Origin of the sequence: Streptomyces gobitricini, from assembly GCF_039532985.1 — a bacterium.
GTDB lineage: Bacteria > Actinomycetota > Actinomycetes > Streptomycetales > Streptomycetaceae > Streptomyces > Streptomyces gobitricini.
Window position 1 is genome coordinate 23860 of the sequence record NZ_BAAASR010000040.1, and the last position, 20381, is coordinate 44240.

General features: G+C 74.7%; 18 protein-coding genes and 1 riboswitch. Of the genes, 9 read left to right on the forward strand and 9 right to left on the reverse strand.

The window, feature by feature from the left end; all coding sequences use genetic code 11:
• Positions 1-64: 64 nt before the first annotated feature.
• Positions 65-1348 carry a D-alanyl-D-alanine carboxypeptidase family protein gene (locus tag ABD347_RS27280; protein ID WP_344366178.1) on the forward strand — a complete coding sequence of 428 codons (1284 nt, stop codon included), beginning with the start codon at positions 65-67 and terminating at the stop codon, positions 1346-1348.
• Here the strand turns inward: ABD347_RS27280 and ABD347_RS27285 are convergent.
• Genes ABD347_RS27285 through ABD347_RS30750 form a run of 4 tightly spaced genes read right to left on the reverse strand, consistent with a single transcriptional unit; the run spans position 1281 to position 4762 of the window.
• On the reverse strand, positions 1281-2183 hold the full coding sequence (locus tag ABD347_RS27285; RefSeq protein WP_344366180.1) for a YihY/virulence factor BrkB family protein: 903 nt from the start codon (positions 2181-2183) through the stop codon (positions 1281-1283). The two genes, ABD347_RS27280 and ABD347_RS27285, sit on opposite strands and share 68 nt — an antisense overlap.
• Complete coding sequence (locus ABD347_RS27290; protein ID WP_344366182.1) at positions 2171-2578, reverse strand: GtrA family protein; 408 nt, start codon at positions 2576-2578, stop codon at positions 2171-2173. The genes ABD347_RS27285 and ABD347_RS27290 overlap by 13 nt, the downstream gene beginning before the upstream one ends.
• Positions 2575-3486 carry a decaprenyl-phosphate phosphoribosyltransferase gene (locus tag ABD347_RS27295; protein WP_425575777.1) on the reverse strand — a complete coding sequence of 304 codons (912 nt, stop codon included), beginning with the start codon at positions 3484-3486 and terminating at the stop codon, positions 2575-2577. The genes ABD347_RS27290 and ABD347_RS27295 overlap by 4 nt, the downstream gene beginning before the upstream one ends.
• Positions 3479-4762 carry a phosphatase PAP2 family protein gene (locus tag ABD347_RS30750; RefSeq protein ID WP_425575778.1) on the reverse strand — a complete coding sequence of 428 codons (1284 nt, stop codon included), beginning with the start codon at positions 4760-4762 and terminating at the stop codon, positions 3479-3481. The genes ABD347_RS27295 and ABD347_RS30750 overlap by 8 nt, the downstream gene beginning before the upstream one ends.
• A 176-nt stretch (positions 4763-4938) precedes the next feature.
• On the opposite strand from ABD347_RS30750, the gene dprE1 reads away from it, so the two are divergent.
• Together dprE1 and dprE2 are read left to right on the forward strand one after the other, a co-directional pair.
• Positions 4939-6306, forward strand: a complete 1368-nt coding sequence (gene dprE1 / locus ABD347_RS27305) for a decaprenylphosphoryl-beta-D-ribose oxidase (RefSeq protein WP_344366184.1) — start codon at positions 4939-4941, stop codon at positions 6304-6306.
• Positions 6307-6401: 95 nt separating this feature from the next.
• Positions 6402-7172 (forward strand): decaprenylphospho-beta-D-erythro-pentofuranosid-2-ulose 2-reductase, encoded by a 771-nt coding sequence (gene dprE2 / locus ABD347_RS27310; RefSeq protein ID WP_344366186.1) that lies wholly within the window; start codon positions 6402-6404, stop codon positions 7170-7172.
• Between the two features lie 10 nt (positions 7173-7182).
• Here dprE2 and ABD347_RS27315 read toward each other — a convergent pair whose 3' ends face one another.
• The 3 genes from ABD347_RS27315 to ABD347_RS27325 form a co-directional block, all read right to left on the reverse strand.
• Positions 7183-7770, reverse strand: coding sequence for a 2'-5' RNA ligase family protein (locus tag ABD347_RS27315; RefSeq protein WP_344366188.1), 588 nt, complete (start codon positions 7768-7770; stop codon positions 7183-7185).
• Positions 7771-8007: 237 nt separating this feature from the next.
• Positions 8008-9021 (reverse strand): tryptophan--tRNA ligase, encoded by a 1014-nt coding sequence (gene trpS, locus ABD347_RS27320; RefSeq protein ID WP_344366190.1) that lies wholly within the window; start codon positions 9019-9021, stop codon positions 8008-8010.
• A gap of 278 nt (positions 9022-9299) precedes the next feature.
• Positions 9300-10589: a serine hydroxymethyltransferase gene (locus ABD347_RS27325; protein WP_344366191.1), complete on the reverse strand. Its 1290-nt coding sequence runs from the start codon at positions 10587-10589 to the stop codon at positions 9300-9302.
• A gap of 37 nt (positions 10590-10626) precedes the next feature.
• Positions 10627-10718: riboswitch (ZMP/ZTP riboswitch) on the reverse strand.
• Between the two features lie 108 nt (positions 10719-10826).
• Here ABD347_RS27325 and rocD point away from each other — a divergent pair.
• Positions 10827-12029: an ornithine--oxo-acid transaminase gene (gene rocD / locus ABD347_RS27330; protein WP_344366192.1), complete on the forward strand. Its 1203-nt coding sequence runs from the start codon at positions 10827-10829 to the stop codon at positions 12027-12029.
• 220 nt (positions 12030-12249) lie between these two features.
• On the opposite strand, the gene pdxR is transcribed toward rocD, so the two are convergent.
• On the reverse strand, positions 12250-13686 hold the full coding sequence (gene pdxR, locus ABD347_RS27335; RefSeq protein WP_344366193.1) for a MocR-like pyridoxine biosynthesis transcription factor PdxR: 1437 nt from the start codon (positions 13684-13686) through the stop codon (positions 12250-12252).
• Between the two features lie 47 nt (positions 13687-13733).
• On the opposite strand from pdxR, the gene ABD347_RS27340 reads away from it, so the two are divergent.
• Both ABD347_RS27340 and ABD347_RS27345 read left to right on the forward strand, forming a co-directional pair.
• A complete protein-coding gene (locus tag ABD347_RS27340; protein ID WP_344366196.1) occupies positions 13734-14288 on the forward strand; it encodes a carboxymuconolactone decarboxylase family protein in 555 nt (184 codons plus the stop codon).
• Positions 14285-15010 (forward strand): isocitrate lyase/PEP mutase family protein, encoded by a 726-nt coding sequence (locus ABD347_RS27345; RefSeq protein WP_344366198.1) that lies wholly within the window; start codon positions 14285-14287, stop codon positions 15008-15010. The genes ABD347_RS27340 and ABD347_RS27345 overlap by 4 nt, the downstream gene beginning before the upstream one ends.
• A 28-nt stretch (positions 15011-15038) precedes the next feature.
• On the opposite strand, the gene ABD347_RS27350 is transcribed toward ABD347_RS27345, so the two are convergent.
• Complete coding sequence (locus ABD347_RS27350; RefSeq protein ID WP_344366200.1) at positions 15039-16103, reverse strand: GNAT family N-acetyltransferase; 1065 nt, start codon at positions 16101-16103, stop codon at positions 15039-15041.
• A 155-nt stretch (positions 16104-16258) separates the two neighbouring features.
• Between ABD347_RS27350 and ABD347_RS27355 the strand changes: the two genes are divergently transcribed.
• The 3 genes from ABD347_RS27355 (at position 16259) to ABD347_RS27365 (ending at position 20368) form a co-directional block, all read left to right on the forward strand.
• A complete protein-coding gene (locus tag ABD347_RS27355; RefSeq protein ID WP_425575780.1) occupies positions 16259-16765 on the forward strand; it encodes a DinB family protein in 507 nt (168 codons plus the stop codon).
• Positions 16766-16910: 145 nt separating this feature from the next.
• Complete coding sequence (locus tag ABD347_RS27360) at positions 16911-17408, forward strand: SgcJ/EcaC family oxidoreductase (RefSeq protein ID WP_344366202.1); 498 nt, start codon at positions 16911-16913, stop codon at positions 17406-17408.
• Positions 17409-17452: 44 nt separating this feature from the next.
• Positions 17453-20368, forward strand: a complete 2916-nt coding sequence (locus ABD347_RS27365; protein ID WP_344366203.1) for a SpoIIE family protein phosphatase — start codon at positions 17453-17455, stop codon at positions 20366-20368.
• Positions 20369-20381 lie beyond the last annotated feature (13 nt).

Genomic DNA, 20381 nt, shown 5'->3' on the forward strand with positions numbered 1-20381 from the left:
GGTCGAGGGTCTCCTGCGGGGTGTGGTGTCGGCTTCCCCCGGGGCTCCCTGTACGTTCTCGACCGTGTCAGCTCTGAAGAAGACCGTTCTGGCGGCCGCCGCCGCCGCGCTGCTGCCCCTCCTCACCGCCGCTCCGGCCCTGGCGGCTCCGCCCGCGGACAAGGAGGACCAGCAGCCGAAGCCGCCCGCCGTCATGTCCACGGTCGGCGGGGCGAAGCTCGGCAAGCCCGGCACGCAGGTGAACCTGGCCCCCGGGGTCCCGGTGCTGCCCAAGGAGGTCACGGGCCGCTCCTGGATCGTGGCGGACGCGGAGAGCGGTGAGGTGCTGGCCTCGCACAACGCCCACTGGCGACTGCCTCCGGCCTCCACCCTGAAGATGCTGTTCGCGGACACGGTGCTGCCCAAGCTGCCCAAGACGCGGTCGCACGTGGTCACGCCCGAGGAGCTGGCGAAGGTCGGCGAGGGCTCCAGCCTCGTCGGGGTCAAGGAGAAGCAGGCCTACACCGTTCACGACCTGTGGCTGGGCGTCTTCCTCCGCTCCGGCAACGACGCCGTGCACGTCCTGTCGTCGATGAACGGCGGCATCGGCAAGACGGTCCAGGACATGAACGCCCGCGCCGCCGAGCTCCAGGCGCTCGACACCCACGTCGTCTCGCCGGACGGGTACGACGCCGTGGGCCAGGTCTCGTCCGCGTACGACCTCACACTCATCGCGCGCAGCGGCATGCAGAACAAGGACTTCCGGGAGTACTGCTCCACGCCGCGCGCGAAGTTCCCCGGGGAGGTCAAGCCCGGGAACAAGAAGCGTTCGTCGTTCGAGATCCAGAACACCAACCGGCTGCTGACGGGTGACTACGGCATCCCCGCCTACCAGGGCATCGCCGGGGTGAAGAACGGCACCACGACGCACGCGGGCGCCACGTTCACCGGTGTCGCCGAGCGGGGCGGGAAGGTGCTGCTGGTCACCGTCATGAACCCGTCCGCGAAGGAGGGCCACGCCGTCTACAAGGAGGCGGCCCGCCTGCTGGACTGGGGCTTCTCGGCCGCCGGCAAGGTGAAGCCGGTCGGCGAGCTGGTGCCGCCGAGGTCGGCGAGGTTCGGGACCGGGACGGGCGAGAGCGGCGGGAACGGGCAGACCGGCCCGGGCGGGGGCGACCAGGCGGCCGGCGAGGGCGACGGCAGGGCGACGGTCGCGGCGACGGGCGGCGCCGGCGGGGCCGGGACGGCGCTGACGGTGGCCGGAGGGGTGCTGGTGCTGCTGGCGGGCGGGTGGTTCGTGGTCAACCGGCGCTGGCCGCTCCCCGATCTCGTACGCCGTCGTCGTCAGCCGGGGTCCGGGAGCGAGTAGCGGTCCAGGCGGCGCAGAACAGCAGCAGCTTGGCGGTGAGGTTGATCCACAGCAGGAGCGCGACGGGCACCCCGAACGCCCCGTACATCGACTTCGCCGCCACGCCCTTCATATAGCCGCCGAGCAGCAGCTTCAGCGCCTCGAAGCCGACCGCGCCGATCAGTGCCGCCACGACGAGGCGGCGGCGCGGCGGCTGGACGCCGGGCAGCAGCGTCAGGACGTAGAGCAGGATCAGGAAGTCGGCGAGGACGGCGACCGCGAGGGCGACGGCCTGGAGGAGTACGCCGCCGGCGCCGCCCCCGGAGATCCCGAGCCGCTCGGCGGTCCAGCCGACGGCGGTGGAGCCCAGGCCGGAGGCGGCGAGCGAGGCCAGGCCGGTCGCCCCGAGGCCGAGCAGGATCACGGCGTCCTTGCCCTTGCGGACGAAGGGGTTGCCCTCGTCGCAGTCGTCGAGCCCCCACACGGCCCGCAGGCAGTCGCGCATGGAGCCCACCCAGCCGATGCCGGTGAACAGGACCAGCGCGCCGGCGACGAGACCCACGGTGCCGGCGTTGGCGACGAGCGCGTCGAGGTCGAGCTGGTCGGAGATGCCGGGGACCTGCTCGGCGAGCTTGTCCTCGATGTCGCGCAGCCGCTGGTCGGTGAGGAGCACGGCGCCGACGGCGGCGGCGACGGTGATCAGCGGGAAGAGCGCCAGGAAGCTGATGAAGGTGATGGCGCCGGCCAGGCGGGTCCAGTGGGCGTGGTCGAGGGTCTCGTACGAGCGCCAGGCGTGCGTACGCATGAGGCGCGCGGCCCACGGGCCGATGAGGGGGAGCTTGGTCAGCCAGTCCATGACGTGCCCCTACCCCGTGCGCCGAAGACGAGTGTGCGGGTCCCCCAGAAGCGCACGCAGGTGGCGAGGGCCATGCCCACACCCAGACCGGAGACGGTGTCGGCCAGCGGGGAGGTGAGCCCGAGCGCGTAGTGCGAAACGCCGAGGCACCCCAGCTGTACGGCGGCGCCTGCGAGGTTGACGCCGAAGAACGCCCCGTACTGACGGAGGTGGAGGCTCCGGCGGCGGTACGTGCCGAGGGCGTTGCCGAGGTAGGCGACGGTGCAGCCGGCGAGGAAGGAGAGCGCCTTGGCGGGCAGCGGGTCGAGGTGTGGCCGGAGCGCCAGGAAGAGGGTGAGGTCGGCGGCGTAAGCGACCCCGCCCACCAGCAGGAACCCCAGCGCCTCGCGCCTCACGGGTCCGCCACCGCCATCGCGTACATCGCCAGCCAGGCGAGACCGATCACCGCGAGGGGGCGGTCGCGCAGGACGACGTCCTCGGGGGCGCCGGCGGTGCCGCGGTCGGCGAAGACGGCGTAGCGCAGTACGGCGAGGATGAAGGCGATGGTGGAGAGCTGGCGCCAGGTGCCGCTGTGCTCCAGCGCCCAGAGGCAGTAGCCGAGCACGGCGACCCCGGCGGCGAGCTGCCAGACGAAGCGGAGGTAGCCGGTGGTGTACTCGGTGAGCAGGACGCGGGTCTCCCCGCCCCGACCCGCCATCTGGACGGCTTCGGAGTAGCGCTTGGCGGCGACCATGAACAGGGCGCCGAAGCCGGTGGTGATGAGGAACCAGCGCGAGAGCGGGATGCCGAGCGCCACGCCGCCGATCATGGCGCGCATAACGAAGCCGGTCGTGACGACGGCGAGGTCGACCACGAGGACGTGTTTGAGGCGGAGGCAGTAGGCGAGCTGCATGACGAGGTACGCGGCGAGCAGCGCGGCCGTCAGGGCGTTGCAGAGCGCGGCGGCGCCGGCGAGCGCCACGAACGCGAGGACGCCGCCGGTGCCGTACGCCACCGGGACGGGTACGTCCCCGGCGGCCACGGGGCGGCGGCATTTGACGGGGTGGGCGCGGTCGGCGGCGGCGTCGCGGGCGTCGTTGACGAGGTAGACGGCGGCGGCCGCGGCGGTGAACAGCAGGAACACGACGCCGAGTTGCACGGCGGTGTGCCGGGAGACGAGCTCTCCGGCGGCGGCGGGCGCGGCGGCCACGAGCACGTTCTTGATCCACTGGCGGGGGCGTGCGGCGCGGACGAGCCCGAGGGGCACCACGACCGCCGGGGGCGCCGGGCGGGTGACGGCCGCCGCGACGGTCGGCTCACCCACGGCGGCGCCCGTCGCGGAACCGGTCCCGCACCGCCGGTGGCGCCCACCGTCCGCCCACCGCGGCCGTCACGGCCCCCAGCAGGGCCCCGGCCACCACGTCGGTCGGGTAGTGGGCGCCCATCACCAGGCGGGACAGGCACATGGCGGCCGCCACGGGAGCACCGGCCCAGCGGGTGCCGGGCCGCACCGCCGCGAACGCCACGGCGGCGGCGGCCGCGGAGGCGGCGTGCGAGCTGGGGAACGAGTAGCGCCCGACGACGAGCCGGAACGGCACCCGTCCGCAGGCGCCCCCGCCGACGGCGCCCGTGGCGCACCGGGCCCGTGCACTGCCGTCGGCGGCGGCGGCGGCGGACGGCGACGGCGTGCCGCCACCGGCAGCCGAGGAGGCTCGCCCGCCGCCGATGGGCACCGCCCCGGCACGGGACGGGGGCGAGGGCGTGCCGCCGCCGGCGGAGGGTCCGGCACCGGTACCGGGCGCCCCCGAGGACGGTCGCCCGCCACCGATGGGCACCGCCCCGGCACGGGGCGCGGACAGGGGCGTACGGCAACAGCCGGTGTCGGGCTCGGCTACGGAGCCAGGCGGCGGTGCGGCCGAAGGCAGGCCGCAGCAGCTGCCGGCGGGCGCGGCCCCGGTGTCCGGCACCGCCAGCGGCGTACCGCCGCCTCCGGTGCCGGGCACGGGCGCGCAGGCGCAGCCGGTGCGAGCCGAGGCCACGGGCGTGCCGCAACCGCCGTCGGCGGACACGACACCGGCCACGGGCGTGCCACCCCCGCCGATGCCCGGCGGGTCGACGAGGTGGCACCCCAGCGGGGCGACGGGGCCGGGCTCCGGCGGGAGCGCTGGGTCGGCGGGGCCGCGCTCCGGCTGGGCAGCGGGACCCGCCGGGTACCGAACCGGCGGAACGGCCGGGTCGGCGGGGCCGCGCTCCGGCGGGAGGGCGAGACCGACCGGGCGCCGATCCAGCTGGGCGGCGGGGCCGGCCGGGTGCCGGTTCGGGGGGAGGGCGGGGCGGGGGCGGCGGGCGAGGTGCTTCAGAGCCGAGGCCGCCCCGTGCGCCGTGGCCGTCAGGACCGTGGCGCGCAGCCAGGGGTCCCGGCGCGGGGGGTCGGCCGCCGCTCCGGCGAGGCCGGCCGCCAGCCAGAGCGCGGCGTGCTCGCCCGTGAGCGACAGCGCCCGCGCGGTCGCCGCCACCACCGGCCGGCGGCGGCCGAAGGCGTGCAGCGCGCCCACCAGCCGACGATCGACGACCTCCCACCGGGCGCCCGCGTATCGCATCCTGCGCCACCCCTTTCGTCGTCCGTGGACGGTGCACCACGGCGACTCTGGCGCGCCGCACCCCGGAGGACGCGGCAATCTTTCATGACACTCCTTTAATCACCCATTTCGGCGAGCCGGGCGACTCAGCCGACAAACCCCTCAAACAACGCAAGTGCGGCGATACGGTCGCGTTCATGTCCGACGCCGAGACCTCCACCGGGCCGGCCGAGCCGGTGACCGGCTGGGGCCGCACCGCCCCTTCCGCCGCCCGCCTCGTGCGGCCCCGCAGCTACGAGGAAGCAGCCGCCGCCGTCCGCGCCTGCGGCACCCGCGGGGGTATCGCCCGCGGGCTCGGCCGGGCCTACGGCGACGCGGCCCAGAACGCCGGCGGCGCCGTACTGGACATGACCGCCCTCACCCGCATCCGCTCCATCGACGCGGACACCGGGCTCGTCGTCTGTGACGCGGGCGTCAGCCTGCACCGGCTGATGGAGGTGCTGCTGCCGCTCGGCTGGTTCGTCCCGGTCACCCCCGGCACCCGGTACGTCACCGTCGGCGGTGCCATCGGCGCCGACATCCACGGCAAGAACCACCACGTCTCGGGCTCGTTCAGCCGCCACGTACGCGCCTTCGACCTCCTCACCGCCGACGGCACGATCCGCACCGTCCTCCCCGGCACCGACCTCTTCGACGCGACCACCGGCGGCATGGGGCTGACGGGGGTGATCCTCTCCGCGGCCGTCCGGCTGCTGCCCGTCGAGACGTCCCTGATGTCGGTCGACACCGAACGCGCCACCGACCTCGACGACCTGATGGCCCGCCTCACCGCCAACGACCACGGTTACCGCTACTCCGTCGCCTGGATCGACCTCCTCGCGCGCGGGGCCGCCACCGGCCGGGCCGTCCTCACCCGCGGCGACCACGCCCCGTACGACGCGCTCCCCCGGCGGGCCCGGCGCGATCCGCTCGCCTTCCGCCCCGGCCGGCTGCCGGCCGCCCCCGCCTTCGTCCCCGAAGGGCTGCTCAGCCGCCCGGCGGTCGGCCTGTTCAACGAGCTCTGGTACCGCAAGGCGCCCCGCCACCGCACCGGCGAACTCCAGCGGCTGTCCACCTTCTTCCACCCCCTGGACGGGGTCCCGCACTGGAACCGGGTGTACGGGCGCGGCGGCTTCGTCCAGTACCAGTTCGTCGTCGGGCACGGGCAGGAGGACACCCTGCGCCGCATCGTGCGCCGGATCGCGCGCCGGGGCTGCCCCTCGTTCCTGGCGGTCCTGAAGCGGTTCGGCGAGGGCGACCCCGGCTGGCTGTCCTTCCCCATGCCCGGCTGGACGCTGGCGCTGGACATCCCCGCCGGGCTCACCGGCCTCGGCGCGTTCCTCGACGAGCTCGACGAGGAGGTGGCGGGCGCGGGCGGCCGCGTCTACCTCGCCAAGGACTCCCGGCTGCGCCCGGACGCGCTGCGCGCCATGTACCCGCGGCTGCCGGACTTCCTCGCCCTGCGCGCCGAGCTGGACCCGCGCTCGGTGTTCACCTCGGACCTCGCCCGCCGCCTCGGTCTCTAGCCCCGGCCCCGCCTCCGGACCCGGACCCCGACCCGGACCCGGACCCCGGACCCCGGACCCCGGACCCCGGACCCCGGACCCTCAAGGAGTACGTCATGAAGGACGCCTTCGGCGCCCCCCAGTCCCTGCTCGTCCTCGGCGGCACGTCCGAGATCGGCCTCGCCACCGCGCGCCGGCTGATCGCGAGGCGTACGCGGACGGTCTGGCTGGCCGGCCGCCCCTCCCCCGCCCTGGACGCCGCCGCGGCCTCGTTGCGCGAGCTGCGCCCGGAGGCGGACGCGGTGACCGTCCGCACGGTCCCCTTCGACGCCCTCGACCCGGCCTCGCACGAGGAGGCCCTGGGGAAGGTCTTCGCCGACGGCGACATCGACATGGTGCTGCTCGCCTTCGGCGTCCTGGGGGACCAGGGGCGTGACGAGGGGGCGCCGCTCGACGCCGTGCGCGTCGCCCAGACCAATTACACCGGCGCCGTCTCCGCCGGTCTCACCTGCGCTAACGCCCTGCGTGCCCAGGGGCACGGCTCGCTGGTCGTGCTGTCCTCGGTGGCCGGCGAACGCGTCCGCCGGGCCAACTTCATCTACGGCTCCAGCAAGGCGGGGCTGGACGCCTTCGCCCAGGGCCTGGGCGACGCCCTGCACGGTACCGGCGTCCACGTCATGGTCGTCAGGCCCGGCTTCGTACGGACCAGGATGACGGCCGGACGGGCGGAGGCGCCCATGGCGACGACCCCGGAGGCGGTGGCGCACGCGATCGAGCAGGGGCTGTGGCGCCGTTCGGAGACGGTGTGGGTGCCGGGCGCGCTGCGCCTGGTGATGTCGGCCCTGCGGCACGTGCCGCGGGGCGTCTTCCGGCGCCTGCCGCTGTGAGACCGCCGCCTCAGCGCGTGGTGGCCGGCTCGTCCACGGGTGAGCCCTGGGCGGGCACGGACCGGGCCGGGCGGCCGCCGCCGAACTCGTACTCGGACAGCTTCCGCCACACGCCGTCGGGGCCCTGTTCGTACAGGGCGAAGGAACCGACGGTCCACGACGCCTCGAAGTCGGCCAGCTCCTCGTACGCCCGGTCCATCGCCTCCTCGGCGATGCCGTGCGCCACGGTCACGTGCGGGTGGTACGGGAACTGCAGCTCCCGCTCCAGCGGGCCCGACGTGTCCCGGACCCGCTGCTGGAGCCAGGAGCAGGCCGCCGCGCCCTCCACGACCTGGACGAAGACGACCGGCGACAGCGGCCGGAAGGTGCCCGTGCCGGACAGCCGCATCGGGAACGACCGGCAGGCCGCCGCCACCTCGGCGAGGTGCGCCCGGACCACGGGCAGCCGCGCCGAGTCGACCTGGGTCGGCGGCAGGAGCGTGACGTGCGTGGGAATGCCGTGCGCGGCGGGATCACCGAAGCCCGCGCGCCGCTCCTGGAGCAGGCTGCCGTAGGGCTCCGGGACCGCGAGCGAAACGCCGAGCGTTACGGTCCCCACGTCGTTCTCCTCAAGTCTCGGTTCGGTCGTCGGTGGTCGATGGTCGGTCGTCGGTGGTCCGGTCGTCCGGTGGTCTGTCGTCCGGTCGTCCCGTGGTCCGGTCGTCCGGTGGTCGGTTCGCCGTGCCGTCAGCCGCCAGTGTGGCGGCTTGACCCGTCGTGTGGCCAGAGTCGTTGGACCGGACACCGGAGCAGCGCCGGTGGGACGCCGGGTCCCGTCCGGCGCTCGCGCCGGTCTTCAGTGCTTGGCGGGCAGGAAGCCCACCTTCTCGTAGGTCTGCGCGAGCGTCTCCCCGGCGACCGCGCGGGCCTTCTCCGCGCCCTTGGCCAGGATGGAGTCCAGCGTCTCGGGGTCGTCCAGATATTCCTGGGTGCGGGTCTTGAAAGGGGTCACGAAGTCGACCATGACCTCGGCGAGGTCGGTCTTCAGCGCGCCGTACATCTTGCCCTCGTAGCTCCGCTCCAGGTCGGGGACGGAGGTGCCGGTGAGGGTTGACATGATCGTCAGCAGGTTGCTGACACCCGGCTTGTTCTCGGGGTCGTAGCGGATCACGGTCTCGGTGTCGGTCACCGCGCTCTTCACCTTCTTCGCCGTCGCCTTCGGCTCGTCCAGGAGGTTGATCAGGCCCTTCGGGGTGGAGGCGGACTTGCTCATCTTGACCGCCGGGTCCTGGAGGTCGTAGATCTTCGCCGTCTCCTTCAGGATGTACGGAGCCGGGACGGTGAACGTCTCACCGAAGCGGGTGTTGAACCGGTCCGCGAGGTCGCGGGTGAGCTCGATGTGCTGGCGCTGGTCCTCACCGACCGGGACCTCGTTCGCCTGGTACAGCAGGATGTCCGCGACCTGGAGGATCGGGTACGTGAACAGCCCGACCGTGGCGCGGTCGGCGCCCTGCCTGGCGGCCTTGTCCTTGAACTGGGTCATGCGGGAGGCCTCGCCGAACCCGGTGAGGCAGTTCATGACCCAGCCGAGCTGGGCGTGCTCGGGGACGTGGCTCTGGACGAAGAGCGTGCAGCGCTCGGGGTCGAGGCCCGCGGCGAGCAGCTGGGCGGCGGCGAGCCGGGTGTTGGCGCGCAGCTCCGCCGGGTCCTGCGGAACGGTGATCGCGTGCAGGTCGACGACCATGTAGAAGGCGTCGTGGGTCTCCTGCAGCGCGACCCACTGACGGACCGCACCGAGGTAGTTGCCGAGGTGGAACGAGCCGGCGGTGGGCTGGATCCCGGAGAGCACGCGAGGACGATCAGAGGCCATGTTCCTCATTCTCTCAGTTGCCGCCGACAGGTCGGGAACCGTCATCCGTGAGACGAGCGACACAGGCGGGCGCGGACGGGACGGCCGGGTCCCCCGACCGGTGCCCCGGCCGTGGCGGCCCGGGCGGGGTCCGTCGCTGCGGGGCGTGCGACGCGGGTGCGCGACGCCGGGTGCGCGACGCGCGTCCGGGCTCGGGAGGCCGGGGCCGGGCCCCGGTCGGGGGGCGGGGCCGGGCCCCGGTCGGGGGGCGGGGCCGGGCCCCGGTCGGGGGGCGGGGGTCAGGCGGGGATGCCGGGGGCCGGGTGGGCGGCCATCAGGTCGGCGACCTCGGCACGGATCACGGCCAGGGCGGCCTCGTCGCCGCTGCGGGCGGCGGTGACGCCCCGGTCGATCCAGCCGGCGACGGCCGCCATGTGCTCCGTACCGAGGCCTCGCGAGGTGAGGGACGGGGTGCCGATGCGGATGCCGGAGGGGTCGAAGGGCTTACGAGGGTCGTAGGGAACGGTGTTGTAGTTCACGACGATCCCCGCCCGGTCCAGGGCTTTCGCGGCGATCTTGCCCGGCACGTCCTTGGGTGTGAGGTCCATCAGGATCAGGTGGTTGTCCGTGCCGCCGGAGACCAGGTCGAAGCCCCGGACCAGGAGTTCCTCCGCGAGGGCCTTGGCGTTGGCGACGACCGCGTGCGCGTAGTCCCGGAAGGCGGGCCGGGACGCCTCGCGGAGGGCGACGGCGATGGCGGCGGTGGTCTGGTTGTGGGGGCCGCCCTGGAGGCCGGGGAAGACCGCCTTGTCGATGGCCTTGGCGTGCTCCTCGCGGCACATGAGCATCGCGCCGCGCGGGCCGCGCAGGGTCTTGTGCGTGGTCGTGGAGATCACGTCGGCGTGCGGCACCGGCGACGGGTGGGCGCCGCCCGCGATCAGGCCCGCGATGTGGGCCACGTCGGCGACCAGGACGGCGCCCGCCTCGCGGGCGATCTCCGCGAAGGCGGTGAAGTCGATGGTCCGGGGCAGGGCGGTGCCGCCGCAGAAGATGACCTTGGGCCGCTCCTTGAGGGCGAGGTCGCGCACCTCGTCGAAGTCGACGAGCCCGGTGTCGTGGCGGACGCCGTACTGGACGCCGCGGAACCAGGTGCCGGTGGCGGAGACGCCCCAGCCGTGGGTGAGGTGGCCGCCCATCGGGAGGGCCATGCCCATCACGGTGTCGCCGGGCTGGGCGAAGGCCAGGTACACGGCGAGGTTGGCCGGGGAGCCCGAGTAGGGCTGGACGTTGGCGTGGTCGACGCCGAAGAGGGCCTTGGCCCGGCCGATGGCGAGCAGCTCGACCTGGTCGATGTTCTGCTGGCCCTCGTAGTAGCGCCGGCCCGCGTAGCCCTCGCTGTACTTGTTCTGCAGGACGGTGCCGGACGCCTCCAGGACCGCCTGCGAGACGTAGTTCTCGCTGGGGATCAGCCGCAGGGTGTCGGCCTGGAGCCGCTCCTCCGCACCGACGAGCGCCGCGAGTTCGGGATCGGTGGCGGCGAGGGCGGGGTGGTGGGCGGGGTGGTCGGCGGGCAGGGGAATGCTGGTCATGGCGTCCTCCAGGGGGCCGGCAGCACGGACGAAGGCCTTCGGGTGCCCAGGCGGGCGGCACCCTCGTGTGATCTGCCGCGCACGGCTCCCCCGGGGTCGCTTCCCCGTACGCCAGTCGCCGCGCGTACCGCCCACCCTAGCCACCACGCCGCCCGCGAGGTTTCCCCGTCCGCATGGCGAGCGACGATAGAAAGGGGCGCCACCACCGCCCCCAGCCGCAGGACGAACGGAGATCCCGTGCCGAGCACACAAGAGGCGATCGCTTCCGCGGAGGCGCACAGCGCGCACAACTACCACCCCTTGCCCGTCGTCGTCGCGGCGGCGGACGGTGCGTGGATGACCGATGTCGAGGGGCGCCGTTACCTCGACATGCTCGCCGGCTATTCGGCGCTCAACTTCGGGCACGGCAACCGGCGGCTGATCGAGGCCGCGAAGGCGCAGTTGGAGCGGGTGACGCTGACGTCCCGGGCGTTCCACCACGACCGGTTCGCGGACTTCTGCGCACAGCTCGCCGAATTCTGCGGCATGGAGATGGTGCTGCCGATGAACACCGGGGCGGAGGCGGTGGAGACCGCCGTGAAGACCGCCCGCAAGTGGGGGTACCGCGTCAAGGGCGTGCCGGACGGCATGGCGAAGATCATCGTCGCGGCGGACAACTTCCACGGCCGTACGACCACGATCGTCAGCTTCTCCACCGACCCCGAGGCGCGTGCCGACTACGGCCCCTACACACCGGGGTTCGAGATCGTGCCGTACGGGGACATCGCGGCGCTGGAACAGGCCATGACGGACAACACGGTGGCCGTACTGCTGGAGCCGATCCAGGGCGAGGCGGGGGTGCTGGTGCCCCCGCCCGGGTACCTGCCGGCGGTCCGCGAACTGACGCGGCAGCGGAACGTGCTGTTCGTCGCGGACGAGATCCAGTCGGGCCTGGGCCGCACGGGCCGGACGTTCGCGTGCGAACACGAGGGCGTGGTCCCGGACATGTACGTGCTGGGCAAGGCGCTGGGCGGCGGCGTCGTCCCGGTGTCGGCGGTCGTGTCGAGCGCGGCGGTGCTGGGCGTGCACCGGCCGGGTGAGCACGGGTCGACGTTCGGCGGCAACCCGCTGGCGTGTGCGGTGGCGTTGGAGGTGCTGGCGATGCTGCGCACCGGCGAGTACCAGCAGCGGGCGGCCGAGCTGGGGGACCACCTCCACCACGAGCTGGGGCTGATGGTCGGCGGCGGCGCCGTGGAGGCGGTGCGCGGCCGCGGTCTGTGGGCGGGCGTGGACATCGTGCCCAGCCTGGGCACGGGCCGGGAGATCTCGGAGAAGCTGATGGACCGCGGGGTCCTGGTCAAGGACACCCACGGTTCCACGATCCGGATCGCCCCGCCCCTGGTGATCAGCAAGGAGGACCTCGACTGGGGCCTCGAACAACTGCGCCAGGTCCTGCGCTGAGCCCGGCGCCCCGGCCGGGCGGGCGCCGCCCGGCACCGGTGGCCTTCGCGGGACGGTGGCCTTCGCGGGACGGTGGCCGGCGGGTGCGTACGGGCGGCGCCTCTCGGGCCGGTGAACGCGGCGGTGGCCCACCGGCCGGTGACCCCGTCTTCCGCGGGTTGCCCACCGGCCCGTCGCCCGGACCGCCGGAGGGGTGGCCGGGCCGCGACCGGGGGCGGCGTCAGGGGAGGGCGCGGCAGAGGGCGTCCAGGGCGCCGGACCAGGCGCTGTCCGTCGGGGTGGCGTAGCCGACCACGAGGGCGTCGCGGCCGGGTGGCACGGCCGGGTGGCGGAAGGCGTCCAGCCCCTGGACGGCCAGGCCCTGCCACGACGCGGCCTGGACGACGGTCCGTTCGGTGCCGGGCGGGAGTTCCAGCACGGCGTGGAGCCCCGCCGCGATACCGCTCACACGGATGTCGGGCGCCCGTTCGGCGAGCGCGGCCACGAGCTGGTCACGCCGCCGGCGGTAGCGCAGCCGCATACCGCGTACGTGCCGGTCGTACGCGCCGGAGCGGATGAACTCCGCGAGCGTCAGCTGGTCCAGCGCGCTCGACACCCAGTCGGTGTGGCCCTTCGCCGCCAGCACGCCCCCCACGAGGGCCTCCGGCAGTACCATCCACGCCAGCCGCAGCCCGGGCGTCAGGGACTTGCTCGCCGTACCGAGGTAGACGACGCGCTCGGGGTCGAGGCCCTGGAGGGCGCCGACCGGCTGGCGGTCGTAGCGGAACTCCCCGTCGTAGTCGTCCTCCAGGATCAGCCCGCCCGTCCGCCGCGCCCAGTCGACGGCGGCGGCGCGCCGGTCCGGCGGCAGCGCGCCACCGAGCGGGAACTGGTGGGCTGCCGTGATCAGCAGGGCGCCCTGCCGGTCCAACGCGCCGGTGCGCGTGCCGCGTTCGTCGTAGGGCAGCGGGGGCGTGCCCAGGCCCGCCTCGGTGAGCAGCTCCCAGTGGATGTCGAGCCCGTACGACTCCACGGCGACGTCCCGCGCCTTCCGGTCGCGCAGCACCTGGGCCATCAGTCGCAGCCCGTGGACGAAGCCGGAGCAGATGACGATGCGGTCGGGGTCCGCGTACACGCCCCGGGACCGCGCCAGGTAGTCGGCGAGGGCGGTACGCAGCTCGACGCGGCCGTGCGGTCCGCCGTAGCCGAGCGCCTCGTGCGGGGCGGACGTCAGCGCGCGGCGGGCCGCCTTGAGCCACTCGCCGCGCGGGAAGGACCCGAGGTCCGGCGTGCCGGGGTGCAGGGTGTGTGTCGCGCCCCGGCGCGCGGGCGGGCGCCGGGGCGATACCGGCCGGGCCGGCGCGCCGTCGCGCGCCGGGGCACGGTGTCCCGCGCCGGGGCCGGGGCGCGGGGCGGCGCGCCGGGCCACCCGGGTGCCGGAACCCTGCCGGGCGGTGAGCCAGCCCTCGGCGACGAGTTCGGCGTAGGCGTCGGCGACCGTGTTGCGGGCGACGCCCAGGTCGGCGGCGAGCGAACGGGAGGACGGCAGCCGCGTCCCGGGTGCCAGCCGACCGGTCCTGACGGCCTCCCGCAGCGCTTCCATCAGGCCGGACCGCACGCCCGGACCCCGTAGCTCCAGATGCAGGTCGGCACCGAAAGTGGCCCAGGAATCCGTCATGGAAATGGACCATACCCTTGCGCCACACCCCCCGTACGGTCGTCACCATGACGACAGAGACGCAGGCCCAGACCCAAGCCCGGACGCAGACCCAGAACCAGAACCAGACGCACGAGTACGCCACCGAGCACGCCCCCCGCCTGTCCTGGGCCGAGCACGCGCCGGAGGTCTACAAGGCCATGGTCCGGCTGGACGCCGCCGCCCGCCGGGGCGTCGACCCGGTCCTCCTCGAACTGGTCAAGATCCGCGCCTCGCAGCTCAACCACTGCGCCTACTGCCTGGACATGCACACCAAGGACGCGCTGGCGGCCGGTGAGTCGGTCGAGCGGATCATCCAGCTCAGCGCCTGGGAGGAGTCGCGTCACTTCTACACCGAGAAGGAGCTGGCGGCGATCGAACTGACCGAGGCGGTCACCGTCCTGACGGACGGTTTCGTCCCCGACGAGGTGTACGCGAAGGCCGCGAAGCAGTTCGACGAGAAGGAACTCGCCCAGCTGATCGCGGCGATCAACGTGATCAACGCCTGGAACCGGTTCGCCGTCACCAGCCGCATGGCGCCGGGCCACTACACCCCCGGGCAGTTCAAGGGAAGCACCACGTGACGGGTGCCGTCGGCGCCTTCCGCTCCCTGCACCACGGCCGGGCACCGGAGGCCCCCCTGGTCCTGCCCGGCCCGTGGGACGCGGCGAGCGCCCGCGCCTTCGAGGAGGCGGGTTTCCCGGCCCTGGCCACGCCGTCCGCGGGGGTGGCGGCATCGCTCGGGTACGAGGACGGGAGGACGCCCGCCGACGAGATGTTCGCCGCCGTCGCCCGGATCACCCGGTCGGTGTCCGTCCCGGTGTCGGCGGACGTGGAGGGCGGTTACGGCCTCGCGCCGAAGGAGCTGGTCGCCCGTGTCCTGGACGCCGGCGCGGTCGGGGTGAACCTGGAGGACTCGCGGGACGGCACGCTGAAGGACCCCGGCGCGCACGCCGCCTGGCTGGCGGAGGTGCGGGCGGCGGCGGGCGACGCGCTGTTCGTCAACGCCCGCGTGGACAGCTTCCTGCGGGGCGTCACCGACCCGGAGGAGGCGATCACCCGGGCGCGGCTGTACGTCGAGGCGGGCGCGGACTGCGTGTACCCCATCGGCGTCCCGCCGGAGCACCTCCCGCTGCTCCGCTCACGGATTGCGGGGCCCATCAACGCGGCGCCCTTCCCCGGCGGTCCGCCGGCCCGTGAGCTGGGGCGCCTGGGTGCCACGCGCATCACGTCCGGCCCCGGGCTGCTGCACCGCGCGATGGCGGCGGTGCGGGAGATCGCCGGTCAGGTGCGGTGCGGCTCGTAGACGGTGCCGCAGCGCGGGACATCGCCGGTCAGGTGCGGCGCAGCTCGTAGACGGCGCCGTCCTCGCCCTCGGCCGCCCTGGTGAAGCCGGCGCGGGTGACGACCCGGTGCGAGGGCGCGTTGCCGTGGTCGACGACGGCGCGCAGCACGGTCGGCCCCGGCCGGGTGAACGCCCAGTCGGTGAGGGCGCGCAGGGCCTCGGTGGCGTAGCCGTTCCCGCGGGCGCCCTCCACCACGTCGTAGCCGATCTCGGCGCGGCCGTCGGCACCGGGGGCGGCGTGGAAGCCGATGGCGCCCACCGCGCGGCGGTCGGCGGCGCGGACGATCGCGTACGGGCCCCAGCCCGGGCGGTACGTCCCCGCCTCGCCGGCCCGCGCGGCCAGCCCGCCGGCGATCCGGGTGCCCTCCGGAGGGCCGCCGTCCGCCCAGGTGAAGCCGCCGCTGCCGCCGGCGCGCAGGTCGGCGCCGACGTTCGGGGACACCTCGCACAGCAGGAGGCGTGCGGACCGGACCGGCTCGTTGTACCAGCGCCAGACCGTGGGCCGCGGCACACCGTCCAGGTCGGTGCGGCCGGTGGCCCACAGCAGGGTCCGCCACGGGTCGCCGGCGGGCGGCACGTGCGGGAAGAGGCGGTCCAGGACGCGGGCGCACAGCTCGCCGGGCGCCCGCCAGCCGGGGGCGTCGAGGGCGCGGAGGATGTCGTGGGTGTGCACCAGCGCCTCGACGACGCCCATCGCCGCGAAGCCGTCCGCCCCGGCCGTGCCGCACGGGTGCCAGGCCCGTACGTCGTCGGGCGTGGTGCGGACGACGGCGGACAGCAGCCCGCCGGCCGCCTCGACGACGCGGACCAGCCCGTCGGGGGTGGTGCCGGGCTCCGCGACGACGTCGAAGGGTACGTAGGTGTCGGTGGCGCGGCCGGTCAACTGGGCGGCGTAGCCGGTGAAGTCGCCCGCCATGTGGACGGCCGTGTCGTGGCAGCTCCACTCCAGCCCGGCCGCCGGCCGGGACCAGTCCCGGTCCGCCACGCCCCTCAGCGCGCGGACGGTCACCGCGACCGCTTCGTCGATGTCCTGTGCCCCCACCATGGTCCCCATGGCACCGACTCTAGGACCGTCCGCCCACCGGAATCGGCGGCTTCGGGCCTTCCGCGGCGGAGTCGGCCGTAATCCGCTGGGCCGCGCGGTCGTGGTGATCCATCCTGGGGTCCCGGAAGACGGGTACGCGCCGAGCACCTCGAAGGGACCCCGCCGTGACCACCGAACGCATCGGTCCGCCCCTGACCGGCGACGAGCGCGAGATGCTGCGCGCCTTCCTGGAGTACCACCGCGCCACCCTCGCCATGAAGTGCGAGGGCCTGTCCGATGAGGACCTGCGGCGCCGTTCCATGCCCCCGTCGGCGCTCTCCCTGCTGGGCCTGGTCCGGCACATGGCGGAGGTGGAACGCGCCTGGTTCCGCCGGACCATCGACGGCGAGGACGTCCCGCTGGTCTGGTCGCCCGACGGTGACTACCAGGCGGCGTACGACCCGACGGGGTCGACGCGGTCGGAGGCGTTCGCCGCCTGGGAGGCGGAGGTCGCCCACTCGCGCCGGATCGAGGAGTCGGCCACGTCGCTCGACGTCACGGGCCGCAACGCCCGCCGGGACGTGGTCGTTTCGCTGCGCCACGTCATGCTGCACCTGATCCACGAGTACGCGCGCCACAACGGTCACGCCGACCTCCTGCGCGAGGGCGTCGACGGCACGGTCGGCGCGTGACGGGTACGGAACGCTCGTTCCGGCCGCGCGGCCGGTCCGGTGGCGGCCCACTCACTCACGCGGCGACGGGTGTTGACCTCGACCGGGGTTGAGGCGGCAGGCTCCGGCGTGTACCGAGGTCCGCGTACTCGTCAGGAGAGACATCATGAGCCCTCAGGTCACCGGCGTCGCCGTACCGCAGGAGGACGTGGACGCCGTCGTCGCGTTCGTCGCGGGCGTCCAGCACGCACAGCAGAACGCACTTCCCGGCGCCTTCATGAGCGGGTTCCGCCAGGACGCGTTCTGGACCACCGCGCACGGGAAGCGGCTCACCGGCTTCGAGGAGATCAGCGTCTTCACGCACAGGGTGCTTCCCGGCACGGCCGGCCATGACCTGACCGCCACCTACGAGGTGGAGCACATCCTGTTCGTGCGCCCCGACGTCGCCGCGGTCAAGGTCCGCCAGCGGCCGGTCACCCGCGGCGGGAAGCGCCTGGACGAGGTGTTCCGGGGGCAGGCCGACCCGGCCGCCCTGGTGGCCGGCAACCCGGACGCCGTGCCGGGTACGCCGCTGTACGTGCTGGCCAAGGACGACGGCGTATGGCGGGTCGCCGCCGCGCAGAACACCAAGGTCATCGACCCGGAGACGCTCGCCGCCGGCTGACTCCCGAGAGCACATGGTGGCATTTGCCCGATTATCCTGGATTCGTGGAAGATCGCGGTGAGCAGAGGCCGCCCGACGGCGGGGTACGCCCGGAGATCCTCGCCTCCTGGCGGCGCTCTCGGTCGCTCGGGATCGACACCGAGGGCGCCACCCTCCCGGTCGAGAGCGACCTCGACCCGGACGCGCGGCTCGTCCGGGCCGCCGCGCCGGTGCTGGAGGACCTGTGCCGGCGCTTCTCCGGTCTGCCCGTCACCGTGGCGCTGGCCGACGCCCGGGCGAACATCGTGGACCGGCGGGGCGACCCGGGCGGGCTGGACCTCATGGACGCCGCCTCGCTGGTGCCGGGCGCCAACGTCGACGAGCGGTTCATGGGCACCAGCAGCGTCAGCATGGTGCTGAGCACCAGGGCGCCGTTCGTGGTCGTGGGTCACGAGCACTTCCTGCACAACCTCAAGGAGCTGACCTGCATGGCCGCCCCGGTGCGCGACCCGGTGGGCGGCACCGTGCAGGGAGCGCTCAACCTCTCCGTGCCCAGGGACCTGGCCGAGCCGGGCATGGCGCTGGCGCTCCAGGACGCGACCGAACGCATCGCGGAACGCCTGCTGGACCTGAGCACCGCCAGGGAACGCAACCTGATGAGCTCCTTCCTCCACGCCCGGCGGCGCGGCGAACACGCCCGGCTGCACCTCGGCTCGGGCGAGCTGGCCCCCCTCGGCCCGGTGGCGCCCCGGCTGGACCCGCAGGAGCGGCTGGCACTGCTGGAGAGCGCCATCGAGCTGATCTCCTCGCCCTCGCCGCCGGAGGACGGCCGGGCGTACGCCGAGGTCACGCTGGCGGGCGGCCGCGTCGCCACGCTGCGCCGCCGGGAGCTGCACCACGGTGACGCGGAGGGCGCGGCCGTCGAGGTCAGCTTCGCGGCCGGTGCCGGTGCCGGTGCCGGTGCCGCGCCGGCCGCACGGGGTGCGGGGGCCGCCGCGACCGCCCCGGACGGACACGGCGTTCCGCTGCTGGACGCCGACGCGCCGCCGCCCCGGCGAACCGTCGGCGGGCCCGCGGGCGGGCCGGTAGCCGAGTCCGAGCCCGACGGCGGCGGGCGGGAGGCCGGGTCCGGGTCCGAGTCCGACGGCGGGTCCGAGTCCGACGGCGGGCCGGGCGAGCGGACCGACGCATGGCTGCTGCTGGTGGGCGAACCGGGCGTCGGCCGCCTGGCCGCCGAGGCGCGCGGACGGCTGTCCCTGCTGAACGAGGCGGGCGTCCGCGTCGGCACCACCCTGGACCTGCGGCGCACCGCCGAGGAGCTGGCGGAGATCGCCGTGCCCCGGCTCGCCGACCTGGTCGTGGTCGACCTCGTGGAGGACGCCCTCACGGGCGACGAACCCCCGGCCGGGCGGCCCGGCCCCGGCGCGGCGCTGCGCCGGGTGGCGGTCTGGGCGGGCGAGGACTCGCGCGACGCGCGGGCGGGCGGCGTGGACGAGCCGGTGACCTACCCGCCCGGCACACCGCAGGCCCGGTGCCTCGCCGCCGGACAGGCGGTCACGGACACGGTGATGACCGCCGCCCTGACCGGCCCCCCTGCCGGGCGCGGGCACCCCGTGGACCTCCTCGGCGAGGGCGTGCACTCCTACCTGGCCGCCCCCCTGTGCGCGCGGGGCGCCGTCCTCGGACTCGCCGGGTTCTACCGCCGCGGCAGGACCAGGCCGTACGAGCAGGACGACCTGACCCTCGCGGGCGAGCTGGCCGCCCGTACCGCGATCAGCCTGGAGAACGCCCGCCGCTACAGCCGCGAGCAGCGGGCCTCGCTCACCCTCCAGCGCAGCCTGCTGCCGCGCGACCTGCCCCGGCTGTCCGCCGTCGACCTGGCGTCCCGCTACCTGCCCGCCGACGCCCGCACGGGTGTGGGCGGGGACTGGTTCGACGCGATCCCGCTGTCCGGGCTGCGGGTGGCCCTGGTCGTCGGGGACGTGGCCGGGCAGGGCCTCCAGGCGGCGGCCACCATGGGCAGGCTGCGTACGGCGGTGCACACGCTGGCCGCCCTGGACCTCCCGCCCGAGGAGGTGCTGACCCACCTCGACGAGCTGGTCAGCCGTGGTCCCGCCGACGAGGAGGACCCGGCCACGGCGGCGACCTGCCTGTACGCGGTGTACGACCCGGTGTCCTGCCGCTGCACGGCCGCCAGGGCAGGTCACCCGCCGCCCGTGGTCCTGCCGCCGGACGGCCCGCCGCGGCTGCTCGACCTGCCGGCCGGCCCGCCGCTGGGGCTCGGCGGGCTCCAGCCGTACGAGTCGGCCGGGATCGACCTGCCGGACGGCAGCCTGCTGGCCCTGTACACCGACGGGCTGCTCAAGGAGAGCCGTGGCTTCGGCCACACCGACGCCCGCACCGCCCAGTTGCTGGCCGCGCTCACCGCGCCGGAGCCGTCACTGGAACGGATCTGTGACCGCGTCACGAGCGCGCTGCTCCCCCACGGCCCGCGCGACGACGTGGCGCTGCTGCTGGCCCGCGTGCACGCGCTGCCCGCCGACCGGGTGGTGTCCTGGGAGCTGCCCTCCGACCCGTCGGTGGTGGCCCACGCGCGCGAACTGGCGCACCGTCAGCTCGTCGAATGGGGGCTGTCGGAGCTGGACTTCAGCACCGGCCTGGTGGTCAGCGAACTGGTCACCAACGCCGTGCGGTACGGCGGCCGGGGCCCGGTGTGCCTGCGGCTGCTGCGCGACGGCTCGCTGATCTGCGAGGTCTCCGACCGCAGCAACACCTCGCCGCGCATCCGCCGCGCGGCCACCACCGAGGAGGGCGGGCGCGGTCTGTTCCTGGTGGCGCAGTTCACCAAGAGCTGGGGTGCCCGTTTCATGCCCCAGGGCAAGACGGTCTGGGCCGAACAGGTCCCCCGTGCCGGCCGGTCCGCCGCCGCCGCCGAGCCGGACGAGCAGACGCTGCTGTCCATGTTCGACGACGGGGCCTGAGCCGCCCGCCCGG

What these genes read in the sequence shown, in the direction of transcription:
- ABD347_RS27285 (WP_344366180.1), bottom strand. Translation starts at nt 2,183, where the DNA reads ATGGACTGGCTGACCAAGCTCCCCCTCATCGGCCCGTGGGCCGCGCGC.
- ABD347_RS30750 (WP_425575778.1), bottom strand. Translation starts at nt 4,762, where the DNA reads ATGCGATACGCGGGCGCCCGGTGGGAGGTCGTCGATCGTCGGCTGGTG.
- dprE1 (WP_344366184.1), top strand. Translation starts at nt 4,939, where the DNA reads ATGTCCGACGCCGAGACCTCCACCGGGCCGGCCGAGCCGGTGACCGGC.
- dprE2 (WP_344366186.1), top strand. Translation starts at nt 6,402, where the DNA reads ATGAAGGACGCCTTCGGCGCCCCCCAGTCCCTGCTCGTCCTCGGCGGC.
- trpS (WP_344366190.1), bottom strand. Translation starts at nt 9,021, where the DNA reads ATGGCCTCTGATCGTCCTCGCGTGCTCTCCGGGATCCAGCCCACCGCC.
- ABD347_RS27325 (WP_344366191.1), bottom strand. Translation starts at nt 10,589, where the DNA reads ATGACCAGCATTCCCCTGCCCGCCGACCACCCCGCCCACCACCCCGCC.
- pdxR (WP_344366193.1), bottom strand. Translation starts at nt 13,686, where the DNA reads ATGACGGATTCCTGGGCCACTTTCGGTGCCGACCTGCATCTGGAGCTA.
- ABD347_RS27340 (WP_344366196.1), top strand. Translation starts at nt 13,734, where the DNA reads ATGACGACAGAGACGCAGGCCCAGACCCAAGCCCGGACGCAGACCCAG.
- ABD347_RS27350 (WP_344366200.1), bottom strand. Translation starts at nt 16,103, where the DNA reads ATGGGGACCATGGTGGGGGCACAGGACATCGACGAAGCGGTCGCGGTG.
- ABD347_RS27360 (WP_344366202.1), top strand. Translation starts at nt 16,911, where the DNA reads ATGAGCCCTCAGGTCACCGGCGTCGCCGTACCGCAGGAGGACGTGGAC.